Origin of the sequence: Pseudomonas sp. NBRC 111130 (assembly GCF_001320485.1) — a bacterium.
In the GTDB taxonomy this organism is placed as follows: domain Bacteria; phylum Pseudomonadota; class Gammaproteobacteria; order Pseudomonadales; family Pseudomonadaceae; genus Aquipseudomonas; species Aquipseudomonas vlassakiae.
In genome coordinates this window covers 53,182-70,220 of sequence record NZ_BCBG01000015.1, presented here as the reverse complement: position 1 = coordinate 70,220, position 17,039 = coordinate 53,182, and the positions used below count along the sequence as shown (strand labels likewise).

General features: G+C 61.3%; 14 protein-coding genes and 1 pseudogene. 7 read left to right on the top strand and 8 right to left on the bottom strand.

Annotated elements, in window-relative coordinates; all coding sequences use genetic code 11:
- Positions 1-12: 12 nt before the first annotated feature.
- Complete coding sequence (locus APH33_RS08935) at positions 13-981, top strand: GTP-binding protein (RefSeq protein WP_054884786.1); 969 nt, start codon at positions 13-15, stop codon at positions 979-981.
- Between the two features lie 3 nt (positions 982-984).
- On the opposite strand, the gene APH33_RS08930 is transcribed toward APH33_RS08935, so the two are convergent.
- On the bottom strand, positions 985-1,377 hold the full coding sequence (locus APH33_RS08930) for a DUF3301 domain-containing protein (protein ID WP_054884785.1): 393 nt from the start codon (positions 1,375-1,377) through the stop codon (positions 985-987).
- 120 nt (positions 1,378-1,497) lie between these two features.
- Between APH33_RS08930 and pdxY the strand changes: the two genes are divergently transcribed.
- Entirely contained in the window at positions 1,498-2,370 is an 873-nt protein-coding gene (gene pdxY / locus APH33_RS08925; RefSeq protein WP_054884784.1) for a pyridoxal kinase PdxY, read from the top strand.
- Here the strand turns inward: pdxY and APH33_RS08920 are convergent.
- Positions 2,367-2,852, bottom strand: coding sequence for an acyl-CoA thioesterase (locus APH33_RS08920; RefSeq protein ID WP_016394349.1), 486 nt, complete (start codon positions 2,850-2,852; stop codon positions 2,367-2,369). The two genes, pdxY and APH33_RS08920, sit on opposite strands and share 4 nt — an antisense overlap.
- 334 nt (positions 2,853-3,186) lie before the next feature.
- On the opposite strand from APH33_RS08920, the gene APH33_RS08915 reads away from it, so the two are divergent.
- Complete coding sequence (locus tag APH33_RS08915) at positions 3,187-4,947, top strand: cation:proton antiporter (RefSeq protein WP_054884783.1); 1,761 nt, start codon at positions 3,187-3,189, stop codon at positions 4,945-4,947.
- A 117-nt stretch (positions 4,948-5,064) separates the two neighbouring features.
- On the opposite strand, the pseudogene APH33_RS08910 reads toward APH33_RS08915, so the two are convergent.
- From APH33_RS08910 to uvrD, 3 genes and pseudogenes are all read right to left on the bottom strand, one after another.
- Positions 5,065-5,468, bottom strand: a pseudogene (locus APH33_RS08910) (SMI1/KNR4 family protein).
- Positions 5,469-5,582: 114 nt separating this feature from the next.
- Entirely contained in the window at positions 5,583-6,440 is an 858-nt protein-coding gene (locus APH33_RS08905) for a Tim44 domain-containing protein (protein WP_054884782.1), read from the bottom strand.
- Positions 6,441-6,551: 111 nt separating this feature from the next.
- Positions 6,552-8,738 carry a DNA helicase II gene (gene uvrD, locus APH33_RS08900; RefSeq protein WP_054884781.1) on the bottom strand — a complete coding sequence of 729 codons (2,187 nt, stop codon included), beginning with the start codon at positions 8,736-8,738 and terminating at the stop codon, positions 6,552-6,554.
- A gap of 232 nt (positions 8,739-8,970) precedes the next feature.
- Here uvrD and APH33_RS08895 point away from each other — a divergent pair, with 232 nt between their 5' ends.
- Positions 8,971-11,331 (top strand): bifunctional diguanylate cyclase/phosphodiesterase, encoded by a 2,361-nt coding sequence (locus tag APH33_RS08895; protein WP_054884780.1) that lies wholly within the window; start codon positions 8,971-8,973, stop codon positions 11,329-11,331.
- 50 nt (positions 11,332-11,381) lie between these two features.
- On the opposite strand, the gene APH33_RS08890 is transcribed toward APH33_RS08895, so the two are convergent.
- Both APH33_RS08890 and zwf read right to left on the bottom strand, forming a co-directional pair.
- Entirely contained in the window at positions 11,382-11,693 is a 312-nt protein-coding gene (locus tag APH33_RS08890) for a hypothetical protein (protein WP_054884779.1), read from the bottom strand.
- 89 nt (positions 11,694-11,782) lie between these two features.
- Positions 11,783-13,225, bottom strand: coding sequence for a glucose-6-phosphate dehydrogenase (gene zwf, locus APH33_RS08885; RefSeq protein ID WP_054884778.1), 1,443 nt, complete (start codon positions 13,223-13,225; stop codon positions 11,783-11,785).
- Between the two features lie 103 nt (positions 13,226-13,328).
- On the opposite strand from zwf, the gene hexR reads away from it, so the two are divergent.
- Together hexR and APH33_RS26485 are read left to right on the top strand one after the other, a co-directional pair.
- A complete protein-coding gene (gene hexR, locus APH33_RS08880; RefSeq protein WP_027917078.1) occupies positions 13,329-14,195 on the top strand; it encodes a transcriptional regulator HexR in 867 nt (288 codons plus the stop codon).
- Positions 14,196-14,311: 116 nt separating this feature from the next.
- Positions 14,312-14,530: a PA3496 family putative envelope integrity protein gene (locus APH33_RS26485; RefSeq protein WP_082433505.1), complete on the top strand. Its 219-nt coding sequence runs from the start codon at positions 14,312-14,314 to the stop codon at positions 14,528-14,530.
- Here APH33_RS26485 and APH33_RS08875 read toward each other — a convergent pair.
- Positions 14,472-15,419 (bottom strand): LysR family transcriptional regulator, encoded by a 948-nt coding sequence (locus tag APH33_RS08875; RefSeq protein WP_177332373.1) that lies wholly within the window; start codon positions 15,417-15,419, stop codon positions 14,472-14,474. The two genes, APH33_RS26485 and APH33_RS08875, sit on opposite strands and share 59 nt — an antisense overlap.
- Positions 15,420-15,622: 203 nt before the next feature.
- On the opposite strand from APH33_RS08875, the gene APH33_RS08870 reads away from it, so the two are divergent.
- Positions 15,623-17,038: an acetyl-CoA carboxylase biotin carboxylase subunit gene (locus APH33_RS08870; protein WP_054884776.1), complete on the top strand. Its 1,416-nt coding sequence runs from the start codon at positions 15,623-15,625 to the stop codon at positions 17,036-17,038.
- Position 17,039 lies beyond the last annotated feature (1 nt).

Below are 17,039 nucleotides of genomic sequence, written 5' to 3'. Positions count from 1 at the left end.
AGAAGTGCTGGCATGCTGCAAAACATCCCCACCCACGTCGTCGCCGGTCCCTTGGGGGCGGGCAAGACCAGCCTCATCCGCCAGCTGATGGCCCGGCGCCCTGCAAACGAACGCTGGGCTGTGCTGGTCAACGAGTTTGGCCAGGTCGGCCTTGATGCGGCGTTGCTCAGTCGCGACGAGGACGGTATTGCCATCGGCGAGGTGGCAGGCGGCTGCCTGTGCTGCGTGAACGGTACACCGTTCCAGGTCGGCCTCGGCCGCCTGCTGCGCAAGGCTCGGCCTGACCGCTTGTTTATCGAGCCTTCCGGGCTTGGTCATCCTGTGCAGTTGATGGACCAGTTGAAGCAGGCACCTTGGGTTGGGGTGCTGGCAGTGCAGCCGTTGGTGATAGTGCTGGATGCTCAGGCACTGGCCCGAGGTGAGCCGTTGGCAAACGCTCAGCAACAGGCTTTGCAAGCGGCATCTCTTGTTGTGCTGAACAAGGCCGACGCTGTGGATGAAAATTCCAAGCTGTTGATAAACAGCAATTTTTCCCGCACCCGCACGCTTTGGACCCAGCAGGGGTTGGTCGAGCTCGAAACACTGCCTGTTTCATCCACACATCAAATGAATGTCGGTTCGGTTGATGATTTGCCCAAGACAAGTCTATCCACAACGCTTTCAGCCCTGTGGATAGATCCTTCCCTGCCGATTTGTGCGGCCCAGGAGGGGGATGGAGGGTGGAGCATCGGCTGGCGCTGGCACCCCAGTCAGCGATTCGAACCACAACGTATACAGGCGTTTCTTTCGGCCTGGCCGTGGCGGCGTGCCAAGGGTGTTATCCACAGTGCCGATGGATGGCAGTCATTCAATGGGCTCAATGGTGAATTGGTGCAGTGGCAGCCGAGCGAATGGCGCAAGGATTCGCGCATCGAGCTGATCTTCGAACAGGTGCAGCCAGAGCCGCTGCTACGAAAGGCTCTGGCGGATAGCCTGATCTGAGGGTCAGTTGCGCCAGCGATTGTGCTCCTGACGCCACTGCTGCATCTCGATCACATTGTCAGCCCTTGGTGGCGTCTTGATCTCGAATGGGTAGGGGGCCAGTTCGATCTGGGCGCTGTGGGCGCCGAACTGGGTCACGGTACCAGGGTGGCGCTGTTCACCGGTCACGGTGAACTCGAAGGCATAGACGCGGGCCAGGCGCTTCTTGCCGTTTGCATCGCGGATGAACGCGATGCGTTTGAGCGCAACGGCGTCATCCAGAAGCTCCAGGTCGAGCTTTGCACAATGCTGTTTGACCCGCTCCAGGGCCTTTTCGCGCAGCCCGTGGTTGTGCCATAACCAAGCGCCTGCCGTGGCCAGCAACATCAGGACGAAGAGATTCTCCAGGGTCAACATTTACGTATGCTCCAAACAGGTCAAACCAGCTTAACTGCGTCCCTGGCCTGTCGTACAGGTGGCAATCGAGTCCATACTGCGCGCTGCACAATCCTTGAAACAGCTTTGGAATCCTCCCGCATGAAACGTACCCCGCACCTGCTCGCCATCCAGTCCCACGTGGTATTCGGCCACGCCGGCAACAGCGCTGCGGTGTTCCCCATGCAGCGTATCGGGGTCAATGTCTGGCCCCTCAATACCGTACAGTTCTCCAATCACACTCAGTATGGCCAGTGGGCGGGCGAAGTGCTCGCTCCTGCGCAAATTCCTGCGTTGGTGCAAGGTATTTCCAACATCGGCGAATTGGGCCACTGCGACGCCGTGCTGTCTGGCTATCTGGGCAGCGCCGAGCAGGGCCGGGCGATCCTGGCCGGCGTCGATCGCATCAAGGCTGTAAATCCGAAGGCGCTGTACCTGTGTGATCCAGTCATGGGTCATGCGCAGAAGGGGTGTATCGTTCCGCAGGAGGTCAGCGAGTTCCTGCTCGATGAAGCGGCGGCCAAGGCCGATATCCTGTGCCCCAATCAGCTGGAACTGGACAGCTTCTGCGGCCGTCGGGCGCAATCGCTCGAGGACTGTGTGAGCATGGCGCGCAGCCTGCTCGAACTTGGCCCGCAAGTGCTGCTGGTCAAGCATCTGTCGTATCCGGGGCGGGCTGAAGACATGTTCGAGATGTTGCTGGTGACCCGCGAAGCAAGCTGGCACCTGCGTCGCCCCCTGCTGGCGTTCCCTCGGCAACCGGTCGGCGTAGGCGACCTGACTTCAGGGTTGTTCCTGGCCCGCGTGCTGTTGGGCGACAGCTGGCAGCAGGCCCTTGAGTTCACCGCTGCGGCCGTGCACGAGGTGCTGCTGGAAACCCAGGCCTGCGCCAGCTATGAACTGCAGCTGGTGCGGGCCCAGGATCGCATCGCCCATCCGCGTGTGCGCTTCGAGGCGCAGCGCCTGGCGATCTAGATCGAGTCGGTTTTCAAGTCCTGGTAGCGCTTTTCCAGTTCCTGGCGGATCTGGCGGCGCTGCTGGCCCTGCAGGAAGCGGCGCTTCTCTTCGCTGGAGTGCGGCTGGCGGGGTGGCACGGGTACCGGGCGACGGTTGTCATCGACCGCGACCATGGTGAAGAAGCAGCTGTTGGAGTGACGTACCGAGCGCTCGCGGATGTTCTCGGTGACCACCTTGATCCCCACTTCCATCGAGGTGTTGCCGGTGTAGTTGACCGAGGCGAGGAATGTCACCAGCTCGCCGACGTGTACCGGCTCGCGGAAGATCACCTGGTCGACCGACAGGGTCACCACGTAGCTGCCGGCATAGCGACTGGCGCAGGCATAGGCCACTTCGTCGAGGTACTTGAGCAATGTGCCGCCGTGTACGTTGCCAGAAAAGTTGGCCATGTCCGGGGTCATCAGGACGGTCATGCTCAGCTGGGCGTTTCCAGGTTCCATAGTGTGCTCACGGTGAGGTTGCGCTGAATCGGGGCGGGTATCTGCTGACACTTCTGGTTCCCCCTCTAGAAGGTTTGCCTTCCTGATTTACGGGACGTTGCCGGACGCTCCATGGTCACGCCAATTACGTCATCAGAGGCGGCTGATCGGCCGATCTGTTTCTACATATTGCACCGCCTTTTTGCGGCAGGGTGCGATGTTAACCTGACTACGCCCACGCAACGTGGGCGTTCTTGCATTCAATACAGTATGTACTTGCTGCTCGCTCGGCTGTGCCTTGGCAGAGGAGCGGTCTGCCCAGGCATCCAGCAAAGTCGACAAGGAGTATCGTGCCATGCATGCCATCAGCTTCATCCAGGACCTGGCAGTTATCATGCTGGTCGCCGGTGTGGTGACGATTCTCTTTCATCGGCTCAAGCAGCCCGTGGTGCTGGGCTACATCGTCGCCGGCTTCATCATCGGCCCGCACACACCGCCGTTCGGCCTGATCCACGATGAAGACACGATCAAGACCCTGGCCGAGCTGGGGGTCATTTTCCTCATGTTCTGCCTGGGCCTGGAGTTCAGCCTGCGCAAGCTCTTCAAGGTCGGCGCCACGGCCTTTATCGCGGCATTCCTGGAAATCGTCCTGATGATCTGGATCGGTTTCGAGATCGGCCGCTGGTTCGGCTGGAATACCATGGACTCGCTGTTCCTGGGCGCGATCCTGGCAATTTCCTCGACCACCATCATCGTCAAGGCCCTCAATGACCTGAAGATGAAGAACGAGCGTTTCGCCCAGCTGATATTTGGCGTGCTGATCGTCGAGGACATCCTCGGTATCGGCATCATCGCCTTGCTGTCCGGCATTGCCGTCAGTGGCACAGTCAGCTCGGGCGAGGTGTTCTCGACGGTGGGCAAGCTGTCGTTGTTCATGATCGTCGCACTGGTCATCGGCATCCTTCTCGTGCCGCGACTACTGGCCTACGTGGCGAAATTCGAAAGCAACGAGATGTTGCTGATCACAGTGCTTGGCCTGTGCTTCGGTTTCTGCCTGCTGGTGGTCAAGCTGGAATACAGCATGGTGCTGGGGGCCTTCCTGATCGGTGCGATCATGGCCGAGTCACGCCAGTTGCTCAAGATCGAACGCCTGATCGAGCCCGTGCGCGACCTGTTCAGCGCAATTTTCTTTGTCGCCATCGGCCTGATGATCGACCCCCAGGTGCTGGTCGACTATGCCTGGCCGATCGTGGTGATCACCCTTGCGGTGGTACTGGGTAAGATGCTGTCTTGCGGTATGGGCGCATTCATCGCCGGTAACGATGGCCGTACTTCGCTACGGGTGGGCATGGGCCTTTCGCAGATTGGCGAATTCTCGTTCATCATCGCGGCTCTGGGGATGACCCTGCAGGTCACCAGCGATTTCCTTTACCCGGTGGCCGTGGCGGTTTCTGCCATCACCACGTTGCTGACGCCTTACCTGATCCGCGCCGCCGACCCGCTGTCACTGAAGCTTGGCAAAGTCGTGCCAAGGCGCCTGGCGCGGGTCCTGTCACTATATGGGGAATGGTTGCGCAACATTCAGCCGCAAGGCGAAAGCGCCATGCTGGCGGCGATGATCCGGCGCATCCTGCTGCAGGTGGGCGTCAACCTGGCGCTGGTGATCGCGATCTTCTTCAGCGGTGGTTATTTCGCCGGGCACATCGGCAATTGGTTGAACGAATGGGTCACGGATGTCAGCCAACAGAAGGCGTTGATCTGGGGTGCGGCGTTACTGCTGTCGCTGCCGTTCCTGATTGCTGCGTATCGCAAGCTCAAGGCATTGTCGATGCTGTTGGCAGAAATGGGGGTGAAACCGGAAATGGCCGGGCGGCACACCCAGCGCGTGCGTCGTGTGGTTGCCGAGGTGATTCCGCTGCTGTCGCTGCTGGTGATCTTCCTGCTGCTGTCGGCGTTGTCGGCGAGCATTCTGCCGACCAGCGAGCTGTTGCTGGTAATTGCCGTGGTAGCGGCTGTGGTGGTGTCGTTGTTGTGGCGCTGGTTCATCCGCGTGCATTCGCGGATGCAGATCGCCTTGCTGGAGACGCTGGAGAACAGCCGCGATCATTCGCATTGAGGGCATGCCTGGGCAGGAGCGCCCATGTGTCGCAAACGGGCCGCAAAGCGGCCCTGGCGTTCAGCGTCGAATCGAAGCAGCGAGGCCACTTCTGAAGGATCATTACAGCTGGCGATGTCAGCTCTCCAGCCATACATCCCGTGCCCAGTGCCACACCGATTCCCAGCTCTCCTCGGCAACGGCTTCTTCGGCGCAATCAGCACCACGGTGCCATCTTCCTCGACGCAGTAGTAACTTTCGCCATCCTGGCACAGCGGGATCAGGTCACGCGGCACACCGGCATCCCAGGCATTGGCAGCGACGTCAGGCAGGTAGGTGTGCGAATGCGGGTCGGTGCAGGTCACCGGCTCCAGCGAGCCGTACACGACATCGCTGACCGTCAGCAAAAATTCCTTGAACACGAACGGAATGTTGATGAACAGCTGCTCCTCGATCTCGACCAGTTGGTCTTCGTCGGGAAGCTCCAGCGGCACCGGCACGGGTTCATTGGCTTCACGGAGTTGTTCGATCACTTCTTCCACGGTTTACATCCTCTGACCTTGATGACAACGCTGCGCGTTATACCCTAGTAGTCTGCTCTGGCAAAAGCAAAAACCCCGAGGCAGGCCCGGGGTTTTTTGTGCAACGTGCGGCGGTTAACCGTTTTGACGGATACCGGCGACCAGCCAAGGCTGGTTCTCGCCATGGGCGCGAACCATGTGCCAGCTTTCATTGAAGGCTTCGCCCTGGTCGAAGCGCGAGGTCTTCGACACGCCACGGAAGGTCAGTGTGGCGTCGGTGCGGTCGGCGCGATCATCGACACCGTCCAGCTGCACATCGAGGTCATCGATGTAGGTGGACTGGAAGCCATCGCCCAGGTCGGCGCGCTCGCGCTTGAGGAATTCAAGCATCTGCGGGGTGACGAACTCGGCGATCTTGTCCATCTCGTTGGCATCCCAGTGCTGCTGCAGCGACTGGAAGTGGCTGCGGGCTGCGGCCAGGAAGCTCTGCTCGTTGAACCAGGCCGGTGCGTTGATCACCGGAGCGGCTGCGGCGGCGGGGGCGGCCGAACCACCGAAGATCGACGGTTGGGCTGGCTGCTGAGCATGGGCTTCACGCTGGAACGGCGCATGGCCCGGAGCGGCCATGTGCGGCTGTTGCTGGCGACGGCGTGCGGCAATGAAGCGGAACACCAGGAAGGCGATCAGACCCATGATCAGGAAGTCCATGATCTGCAGACCCTGGAAGCCGTCACCCATGAACATGGAAGCCAACAGGCCACCAGCGGCGAGGCCGGCCAGTGGGCCCAGCCAGCGCGAAGCACCGCTGGCGGCGGCCGGGGCGCGGCCTGGAGCGGTCGGCGCGGCAGCAGGCGTGGTTGGCGTAGCCTGGCGGGTCTGGTGGATAGGTGCGGCGCCCGAGCTCTTGCCGCCGCCAAAACGCTTGGCGTTGGCGTCCAGGCTCAGCGTCAGGCCGACGCAAAGCGCCAGTACGATGCTAAGAAAACGTTGCATAAATGGGATTTCCCCTGTTGTGGATTGCACGCGCGTCATGGTGCACAGGTTCCTGTGCACATGACCAGCGACAAGATGTTTCCAGCTTTTGCCTGGAGTGTTACGAGGCGTTTAGATGGCCTCGAGCTTGGCGTACCCCAGCATGAGCCATTTGCTGCCTTCGGCAAAGTTTACCTGCACTCGCGCCTGGGCACCGGACCCCTCGAAATTGAGGATCACCCCTTCGCCAAACACCGCGTGCTGCACTCGCTGGCCCAGGCTGAAGGCGGTCTGTGGAATGGCCGCATTGGCAAACAGGTTGCTGCTGGTGCTCGTCGAGCCGCCGAACGGCCTGCTGACGCTGTTGGACAAGCGTACTTCCTGAACAAGGCCGCTCGGAATCTCGCGTACGAAACGAGACACCTTGTTGTAGGTCTCGCTGCCATAAAGACGGCGAGTCTCGGCATAGGTCATGATCAGCTGGCGCATGGCGCGGGTGATGCCCACGTAGGCCAGGCGGCGTTCCTCTTCCAGGCGGCCGGGTTCTTCCAGGCTCATCTTGTGAGGGAACAGGCCTTCTTCCATGCCCACCAGGAATACGTAGGGGAACTCCAGGCCCTTGGCGCTATGCAGCGTCATCAACTGGATGCTGTCTTCGTGCTCGTCCGCCTGGGCATCGCCAGCCTCCAGTGAGGCATGGCCAAGGAAGGCCGACAGCGGCGACAGGTCGGCGTCGTCTTCGCTGGTTTCGAAGTTGCGCGCGGCGCTGACCAGTTCTTCAAGGTTTTCTACCCGTGCCTGGCCCTTTTCACCCTTTTCTTCCTGGTGATAGATGATCAGGCCAGACTGCTCGATGGCTGTCTGGGTCATGGTGTGCAACGGCATGTCCGCGACCTTGCTGGCCAGGCCTTCGATCAACTCGATAAAGGCTCCCAGGGCAGAGGCGGCGCGGCCTTTCAACGCCTTGCCGGCCAACAGCTGGCACATGGCTTCCCACATGGACAGCTGGCTGTGGCGGGCATGTTCGCGAATGGCTTCGACGGTTTTCTCGCCAATGCCACGGGGCGGCACGTTGATCACCCGCTCCAGTGCCGCATCGTTGCCGCGGCCTTCGATCAGGCGCAGGTATGCCATCGCATTCTTGATTTCGGCACGTTCGAAGAAGCGCTGGCCACCGTAGATGCGGTAGGGAATGCGTTCGCGCAGCAGGGCTTCTTCCAGCACCCGCGACTGGGCGTTGGAGCGATACAGGATGGCGATATCGCTGCGCGCGCTGCCTTGCTTGATCAGGCTCTCGATGGTCTCGACCACATAGCGCGCTTCATCGTGTTCGTTATAGGCGGCGTAGAGCGTCAGCGGCTCGCCTTCGCCCATGTCGGTCCACAGCTCCTTGCCCAGGCGCCCGCTGTTGTTGGCAATCAGCGCGTTGGCAGCCTTGAGGATGCCGCCGGTGGAGCGGTAGTTCTGCTCCAGACGAATCATCTCGGCGTCAGGGAAGTCGGCCGTGTACTGGTGAATGTTCTCGATCTTGGCGCCGCGCCAGCCATAGATCGACTGGTCGTCGTCGCCCACCGCCATCAGGCTGCCACCGTTCTTGCCCGCCAGCAGGCGCAGCCAGGCGTACTGCACGGCGTTGGTGTCCTGGAATTCGTCCACCAGCAGGTGGCGGAAGCGCCGCTGGTAGTGTTCCAGCAAGCCTGGGTGGTCGCGCCACAGGTCGAGGGCGCGCAGCAGCAATTCGGAGAAGTCGATGACCCCGGCGCGCTCACAGGCCTGCTCGTAGGCACTGTATACATCCCGCATGGTCTGCAGGAACAGGTCGCCGCTGGCCTGGATATGGTGTGGGCGCAGGCCCTCGTCCTTCTGCCCATTGATGAACCACTGGGCCTGGCGCGCCGGCCATTTCTGCTCGTCCAGGCCGAGTTCGCGCATGACGCGCTTGATCAGCCGCTGCTGGTCATCGCTGTCGAGAATCTGGAAGTTCTGCACCAGGCGCGCTTCCTGCCAGTGCGCCCGCAGCAAGCGGTGCGCCAGGCCGTGGAAGGTACCCACCCACATGCCGGCCGGGTTGATACCCAGCAACTGCTCGATCCGCTGGCGCATTTCGGCGGCAGCCTTGTTGGTGAAGGTCACCGACAGGATCGAGTGCGGCGAGGCCTGCTCGACCTGGATCAGCCAGGCGATGCGGTGCACCAGCACGCGGGTTTTACCGGAACCGGCGCCAGCAAGCACCAGCTGACGCCCAAGCGTGGCGGCGACGGCCTGGCGCTGGGCATCGTTGAGGGAATTCAGCAGGAGGGAGAGGTCATCTGTGTGCATCCGGCCATTCTAGGGGCAGGCCGGTAAAGGGGCAAACGTCTACTGTATAAATATTCACCTCCCGCCCTGTCGCTCATCGGGTTGTGCATCCACTACATTCAGCCAGGCCAGTGCTTGCCCGGTACGACCTGGCGAAAGAAGCCACGGAGCAGTTTGGCCAAATCAGCGGTTTGTGTAAGATCGCAGCTCGTTCAACGCCAACCATAATAAGAACAGTACAAGAACCCGCACTATGACTCAGGACTGCACGGCGATTGGAGTATCGCTGGAGATGACAAGGAACGTGCGCAGGCAGTTCGCCACTCAGCTGTCCGTTGAGCGAACTCGCCTGTTGTATCAAGGCTCACTACTGCCCACAGTGTTCATGCTGCTTACCGGTTTGCTGTGCGCCTGGCTGGTGTGGAGCCCTGGACGTTATCTGCTGGTGGGCGTCTGGCTGGTATGGCTGCTGGCGCTGGTGGCCCTTCGAGTGATCCAGGTTGCGGCGTTCGATGCAGCCACGGCGCAGCGCCAGGCCAACCCCGGCTGGCGCCGCATGTTCTTGCTCGGCTCGGCGTTCAGTGGCTTGACCTTGGCCTGTGCCGCGATTGCGCTGGTGCCGAACGACAACTTCGTGCAGCAGGCCTGGGTGTTCGGGCTGCTGGGGATGGCCACCTTGAGTGCGAGCATTGCCTATGCAGTGAGCTTGCCGGCCTTTCTCAGCTTTGCCTTGCCCTGCCTGGTACCGCCCATCCTGTTCCTGTTCTGTTTCTGCGCCGGACAGCAGCGTGGTTGGGGCTGGCTCGGGCTGATCCTGCTGGCGGCGTTGCTGGTGGTAGCCTGGCAGGTCAACCGCCTGCTCGACCGCAGCCTCCTGCGGCGGTTCCAGAATCAGGCGTTGAACCAGGACCTGCAACGGATCTCGGCGCAGAAGGTGCTCGAAGAGCAGCAGCGCCTTGCTGCCACGGTGTTTGAAGCTTGCAACGAGGGCGTGGCGATTCTCAGTGCCGATTTCGTCGTGCTGGTAGTGAATCAGGCTTACTGCCAGATGACCGGCTACAACCGCTCCGAGCTACTGGCGCGCGAGCTGTTCGACCTGCCATGCCACAGCGATGCGCGCCGGCACAGCCAGGCCATTGAGTCGGCGCTGGCGCAGCAAGGCGGATGGCAGGGTGAGCTGGTAGAGGCGCGCAAGCACGGCGAGCTGCACCCGCAACGCTTGCAGCTGACGGCTGTGCGTGACCCACAGGGCCAATTGAGCCAGGTGGTCGGCTTCTTTACCGACCTGTCGGCGCGTCGGGCATCCGAGGAGCGCCTGCGCTATCTGGCGCACTACGATGAACTGAGCGGACTGGCCAACCGCTCATTGTTCCGGCTGCGCCTGCAAGAAGCCGCGCAACGGGTACGCAGCAACGGCCGCAGCCTTGCCCTGCTGCATGTCGATCTGGACCGTTTCAAGCTGCTCAACGAAAGCCTGGGCCATGAACTGGCCGATCAGCTGATTCACAAGATTGCCCGGCGCATTGTCAGCACCGTTCCCGAGGCGGATACCGTGGCGCGGCTGTCTGGCGATGAGTTTGCCGTGCTGTTCGATGGGTACAGCAACCTGTCGAGCCTGGTGCGGGTAACCACCCGCCTGCTGAACAAGTTGCGCAAGCCGCAGCGGCTCGATGGGCATGAGGTGGTTGTCAGTGCGTCGGTGGGTATCAGCGTGCTGTCCGACGCCACGCTCGATGCCGATGCGCTGATCAGCCAGGCCGACATGGCCAAGCAGCATGCCAAGCATCTGGGCGGTGACAATTTCCAGTTCTACACCGAGAGCCTGCGGGCCAGTACCGTGGAGCGCCTACAGCTGGAAACCCAGCTGCGCAGGGCCATCGAAGAAGACCAGTTGCTGGTCTACTACCAGCCCAAGCTGTGTCTGCGCACCGGCCGCCTGCATGCGGCCGAGGCCTTGGTGCGCTGGCAGCACCCGCAGCGGGGCATGGTGCCGCCTGGCGAGTTCATCGGCCTGGCCGAGGAAACCGGGCTGATCGCGCCGATGGGTGAGTTCGTGCTGCGTCGCGCCTGCCAGCAGGCTTGTGAATGGTGCCGAGCGGGGTTGGAAGTGCGCGTGTCGGTCAACCTCTCCGTGTTCCAGTTGCGTCAAGGCAAGCTGGTCAGCCTGGTGCGCCAGGTGCTGGAGGAAACCGGGCTGGCGCCGCGGTTGCTGGAGCTGGAACTGACCGAAAGCCAGCTGCTCGACAATGTGGAACACATCATCTCGACCTTCGAGCAATTGCACGCGCTCGGTGTTCAATTGGCCATCGACGATTTTGGCACCGGCTATTCATCACTCAGCTACCTCAAGCGCCTGCCGGTGGACTACGTGAAGATCGACCAGGCCTTCATCCGAGGGTTGCATGAGGGTAGCCAGGATGCGGCCATTACCCAGGCGATCATCACCCTGTCCAGGAGCCTTGGCCTGAAGGTGGTGGCAGAAGGGGTGGAAACGGCGGAACAATTGGCATTCCTGCGTGAGCAGGCATGTGATGAGGCCCAGGGCTACCTGATCAGCAGGCCAATGCCGGCGCCTGAGTTCAGGCAGATGCTTGCCCGACCGTGGTCTCATTGAGCGCGGCAACTGCTGATGCGTGACCAGCAGCGGCCGCACGGATCGCCAGATCAATGGGTAACAAGGATATCGGTGATGGATGCGATCAGTTTTCCGTCCTGGAAGATGTCCACTTGCGTGATCGTTTCGAAGGCTCGTTGCTTAACGAAGCGAACTTCCTTGTCGCAGATGACCGGGAAGCTTCCTTCCTTATCTTGCAATTCAAGATCCAGTGCCACTGTCGTGGATGTATTTTGGCTGGCGCGCAAGACCAGTACAGGTTCGATGCCGGGATGGCTCACAATGATGGTGCCACTGACGCGCAGCTCGGCTGGAAGCATCTTGTCGTGGTGGGCTCGCCAATCTTTGCATTCGATGATCATTTTGCTGCTCCTGTGTGAAGAAGGGCGGTATGCACCTTCTGCCCGACACAGTGCAGGGCGAGTCTCCTTGCATTGAAGAGCGAAGCATTTCAGTCATGCCAGTGCCTGCCATGCCTGGCCAGCAGGCTGTTGGCCTGTTCCGGGCCGTTGGTGCCAGCGGCATAGTGGCGGGGTGCCTGGAAGTGCTCTTCCCAACCCTTGATGATCGGGTCGATCCAGGCCCAGGCGGCCTCCACTTCGTCGCGGCGCATGAACAGCGTCGAATCGCCCTCCAGGATGTCCAGCAGCAGACGTTCATAGGCCTCCCAACGGCGCGTCTGGCCAAATACCTGGGCAAGGTTCAGGTCCAGGTCGACCGGTTCCAGGCGCATGCCCTTGCCGGGGCTTTTGGTCATCATCCGCAGGCTGATGCGCTCCTCCGGCTGCAGCTGGATCAGCAGCTGATTGACCTGGCCGCCAGTGAACAGCTCGTGGGGCACCGGCTTGAACTGGATGACGATTTGCGACGAGCGCCGTGCCATGCGCTTGCCGGTGCGCAGGTAGAAGGGCACGCCGGCCCAGCGCCAGTTGTCGATGTGGGCGTGTACGGCGACGAAGGTTTCGGTGTCGGTGTCGTTGTCGACGTCCTTCTCGAAGTAGTAGGCCGGCACTTCCTGGCCGCCGATGTGGCCGGCACCGTACTGGCCGCGCACGGTCTTGTCCTGCACGTCCTGGCCGGTAATGGGCTTGAGGGCACGCAGGATCTTCACTTTCTCGTCGCGTACGGCTTCGGCCTCGAACTGCGCAGGCGGCTCCATGGCCACCAGGCACAGCAGCTGCAGCAGGTGGTTCTGCAGCATGTCGCGGGTCGCCCCGGCGCGGTCGTAGTAACCCCCGCGGTTTTCCACACCAAGGGTTTCGCAGACACTGATCTGCACATGGTCGACCTGGCCGTTGCGCCATACCGGCTCCAGCAAGGCATTGGCGAAGCGCAGGGCCATCAGGTTCTGCACGGTTTCCTTGCCCAGGTAGTGGTCGATGCGAAACACCTGCGATTCATCGAATACCGCGCCGATTGCTTCGTTGATGGCGGTGGCCGATGCCAGTGAGTGGCCGATCGGTTTCTCCAGCACGATGCGCGCTTCGCTGTCGGCCAGCCCGGCAATCCGCAGGTGGTTGGCGATGGGTACGAACAGGTTGGGTGCAGTGGCCAGGTAGTAGATGCGGGTCAGCCCTCCAGGCTCGCCGAGGTAACGTGCCAGGCGGCCGAAATCAGCACTTTGCGCCGCATCCATGGGGAAGTAGTCGAGGCGGGCGGAGAAGCGTTGCCACACGTCCTCGTCGAAATCGTGGCGGGCGATCTGCGCCCGGCAGTGGCGTTCGGCGAGCTTGAGGTAGTCATTACGGGTTATGTGGCGGCGGGCGAGGGCGATGATGCGCACCGCGTTGTTCAGGCGTGCCTCGCGATACAGGTGATACAGCGCCGGCAGCAGTTTGTGCAGGGCCAGGTCACCGGTGCCACCGAACACCAGAATGTCGCAAGGAATAGTCAAACCACCACTCTCCACGTTCGTTTAACTGGGCGGGTTGGCCTCCATGTAGTATAACTACAAGAAAGCTACATCCCGGCCAGCCGATCATAACCGAGTCCAGCCCGTGAATCTGTTGCAACATATCGCCCAATCGCGCCACTTGCTGCGCAAATCGGAACTCAAAGTGGCCGACCACGTGCTGCTCGACCCGGCTGCCGTGATGCACAGTTCCATGGCCGACCTGGCGCACAGCGTGGGTATCAGTGAGCCGACCATTGTGCGCTTCTGCCGGGCGATCGGTTGTTCTGGCTTCCAGGATCTCAAGCTCAAGCTGGCCCAGAGCCTGGCGGCGGGCGCCAGTTTTGGCCAGTTCGCGATTCATGAAGACGACTCGGTTGCCGATTACAGCCTGAAGATCTTCGACACCACCCTGCACACGCTGATGGAAGTCCGAGAGCACCTGGACCCACAGGCCTTGCAGCAGGCGGTGAGTGCCATGGCTCAGGCGCAACGCGTGGAGTTCTATGGCTTTGGTGCGTCCGGCGCAGTAGCCGCCGACGCCCAGCACAAGTTCTTCCGCCTGCTGCTCAGCGCTGCGGCCTACTCCGACCCGCACATGCAGGCCATGTCGGCGGTGACGTTGAAACCGGGTGACGTAGCGGTGTGCATTTCCCAGTCGGGGCGTTCCAAGGACCTGCTGATCACCGCCAATCTGGTGCGTGAAAGTGGTGCCAACCTGATCACGTTGTGCCCAAGCGCTACGCCCCTGGCGGAGCTGTCGACGGTCAACCTGGCGATCGATGTTCATGAAGATACCGAAATCTACACCCCGCTGACCTCGCGTATCGCTCACCTGGTGGTGATCGACGTGCTGGCCATGGGCGTGGCGATGGCCCGGGGGCCAAGCCTGGTCAATCACCTCAAGAGCGTGAAGCGCAGCTTGCGCAGCCTGCGGTTGTCGCCCAAGTCGATCAAGGCTACCGACGACTGATCGTGTTTTTCCTGTACGGGCAAAGCAGATTTCACGGTTTTGTCACCATTCCACAGCCAAACCGTAAACCCTCAAGGTCAGTCTGAAACTCCCGCATCCTATCTGGGAGACAGGCAATGGCTCGTGACTTCGACGGTACCTACCAACCCAGCGCCAAGGCTCGCAAGCAGCAGGAAAAAGATCAGCGCCGCATGGAATACCGCCGCGCAATCGAAAGCTATTGCGACCAACGTCAACTGCTTCGCGATCTCGCCGACTACCCCGAGCTGCAAGCGCTCACGGTGTGGCAGACATCGGCGGCAACTTTCCCGAAAAGCGCTCAACCAGTGCGCTGATCAGTGCACGTTCGCTACGGATGAACGCCAGAAACGCCAAGGCCACCGGCGACTGTCGCTTGGCCTTGGCCTGCACCACACACCAGCTGCGGTACAGCGGCAACTCCTCAACCGGCAGCTCCCTGAGTACCCCCGTGGCCAGCTCCAGGTTTACGGCATGGCGGGTCAACAGGGCAATTCCCAGGCCGGCGATCACGCATTCGCGCTGGGCATCGGCTGACGCGACTTCCAGGGTCTGGGTGAAGTGCACGCGCTTGTCCTTGAAGTACTCTTCGCAAGCCTTGCGAGTCCCCGAACCCTGTTCGCGGACCAGCAGAGTATGAGGCTCCAGGTCTTGCAAGCGCAGTTGTGCGAGCTTGCACAGCGGGTGTTCAGGCGGGGCCACGGCAATGATCGGGTTATTCAGAAACGGCAGAAACTCCAACCCCATGTCCTGCGGCACCATCGACATGATGATCAGGTCGTCGCGGTTGTCGGAAAGGCGTCGGATCGCCTGGGCACGGTTGACCACCGTAAGGGTGAGATTGACCTCCGGGTGACGCTGCTTGAAGGCGGCGAACAGGTGTGGCACGAAGTACTTGGCACTGGACTCGATCGCCAGTTTCAACTGCCCCTGCAGTGAGCCCTGCATGTCAGACAGCTGCATGTCGAGGCTTTCCAGCCTCCCGAAAATGTCGCGGCTGGCCCGTTGCAGGGCCTCGGCGGCTTCGGTCAGGTAAAGCTTCTTGCCGACGTACTCGAACAGCGGCTGGCCGATCAGCTCTTCGAGCTGACGGATCTGTAGACTAACGGCGGGTTGCGTCAGTGCCATCTCCTCCGCCGCGCGGCTGTACGAGCGCAAATCGCACACCTCGTTGAAGATCTGCAATTGACGCAAAGTCATACGCATCAAGGACTTACGCATTTTATGGGCTCATCGGCAATACCTTGTTACCGAACTATAAGCTTTTGCTAATACAGCCCCTAACAAATATTGATTTTTGTTTATCGACCTTCAGCGCTAGGGTGAATGTGCGACTGGCCAGCAACCTCTGGTCACGCGCCGACCGGTACAACCGGATCGTCTGTTCCTACGGCTTTGGGAAGACTCCAGTGATAAAAAAAATCCTGATCGCCAACCGGGGTGAAATCGCAGTTCGGATCGTGCGTGCCTGCGCCGAGATGGGCATTCGCTCTGTCGCGATCTATTCCGACGCCGACCGTCACGCCTTGCACGTCAAGCGCGCCGACGAGGCCTACAGCATTGGTGCCGAGCCACTGGCCGGTTACCTGAACCCGCGCAAGCTGGTCAACCTTGCTGTGGAAACCGGCTGTGATGCCCTGCACCCGGGTTACGGTTTCCTGTCGGAAAACGCCGAACTGGCAGAGATCTGCGCCGAGCGCGGGATCAAGTTCATCGGCCCGGCCGCCGATGTCATCCGCCGCATGGGCGACAAGACCGAAGCGCGCCGCACCATGATCCAGGCCGGTGTACCGGTGACCCCCGGTACCGAAGGCAACGTCGCCGATATTCATGAAGCCCTGAGCGAAGGTGACCGCATCGGTTACCCGGTGATGCTCAAGGCCACTTCCGGTGGTGGCGGCCGTGGTATCCGTCGCTGCAACAGCCGTGAAGAACTGGAACAGAACTTCCCACGGGTCATTTCCGAGGCCACCAAGGCCTTCGGCTCGGCCGAAGTGTTCCTGGAAAAGTGCATCGTCAACCCCAAGCACATCGAGGCGCAGATCCTCGGTGACAGCTTCGGCAACGTCGTGCACCTGTTCGAACGCGACTGCTCGATCCAGCGCCGCAACCAGAAGCTCATCGAAATCGCCCCGAGCCCACAGCTCACCCCTGAGCAGCGCGCCTACATCGGCGACCTGGCGGTGCGTGCGGCCAAGGCGGTGAACTACGAGAACGCCGGTACCGTGGAGTTCCTGCTCGCCGATGGCGAGGTGTACTTCATGGAGATGAACACCCGGGTGCAGGTGGAACACACCATCACCGAGGAAATCACCGGTATCGACATCGTCCGCGAACAGATCCGCATCGCTTCGGGCCTGCCGCTGTCGGTGAAACAGGAAGACATCCAGCACCGTGGCTACGCGTTGCAGTTCCGCATCAACGCCGAAGACCCGAAGAACAACTTCCTGCCCAGCTTCGGCAAGATCACCCGCTACTACGCCCCCGGCGGCCCGGGCGTGCGCACCGACACGGCGATCTACACCGGCTACACCATTCCGCCGTTCTACGACTCCATGTGCCTGAAGCTGGTGGTCTGGGCGTTGACCTGGGAAGAAGCCATGGACCGCGGCCTGCGGGCCCTGGACGACATGCGCGTGCAAGGGGTGAAGACCACCGCCGCGTACTACCAGGAAATCCTGCGCAATCCGGAGTTCCGTAGCGGCCAGTTCAATACCAGCTTCGTTGAAAGCCACCCGGAACTGACCAACTACTCGATCAAGCGCAAACCCGAAGAGCTGGCCCTGGCCATCGCCGCCGCCATCGCCGCCCACGCAGGCCTGTGAG

What these genes read in the sequence shown, in the direction of transcription:
- APH33_RS08920 (WP_016394349.1), bottom strand. Translation starts at nt 2,852, where the DNA reads ATGGAACCTGGAAACGCCCAGCTGAGCATGACCGTCCTGATGACCCCG.
- APH33_RS08935 (WP_054884786.1), top strand. Translation starts at nt 13, where the DNA reads ATGCTGCAAAACATCCCCACCCACGTCGTCGCCGGTCCCTTGGGGGCG.
- APH33_RS08875 (WP_177332373.1), bottom strand. Translation starts at nt 15,419, where the DNA reads ATGCGTATGACTTTGCGTCAATTGCAGATCTTCAACGAGGTGTGCGAT.
- APH33_RS08905 (WP_054884782.1), bottom strand. Translation starts at nt 6,440, where the DNA reads ATGCAACGTTTTCTTAGCATCGTACTGGCGCTTTGCGTCGGCCTGACG.
- APH33_RS08930 (WP_054884785.1), bottom strand. Translation starts at nt 1,377, where the DNA reads ATGTTGACCCTGGAGAATCTCTTCGTCCTGATGTTGCTGGCCACGGCA.
- APH33_RS26485 (WP_082433505.1), top strand. Translation starts at nt 14,312, where the DNA reads ATGGCTCGTGACTTCGACGGTACCTACCAACCCAGCGCCAAGGCTCGC.
- APH33_RS08890 (WP_054884779.1), bottom strand. Translation starts at nt 11,693, where the DNA reads ATGATCATCGAATGCAAAGATTGGCGAGCCCACCACGACAAGATGCTT.
- uvrD (WP_054884781.1), bottom strand. Translation starts at nt 8,738, where the DNA reads ATGCACACAGATGACCTCTCCCTCCTGCTGAATTCCCTCAACGATGCC.
- APH33_RS08895 (WP_054884780.1), top strand. Translation starts at nt 8,971, where the DNA reads ATGACTCAGGACTGCACGGCGATTGGAGTATCGCTGGAGATGACAAGG.
- pdxY (WP_054884784.1), top strand. Translation starts at nt 1,498, where the DNA reads ATGAAACGTACCCCGCACCTGCTCGCCATCCAGTCCCACGTGGTATTC.
- APH33_RS08915 (WP_054884783.1), top strand. Translation starts at nt 3,187, where the DNA reads ATGCATGCCATCAGCTTCATCCAGGACCTGGCAGTTATCATGCTGGTC.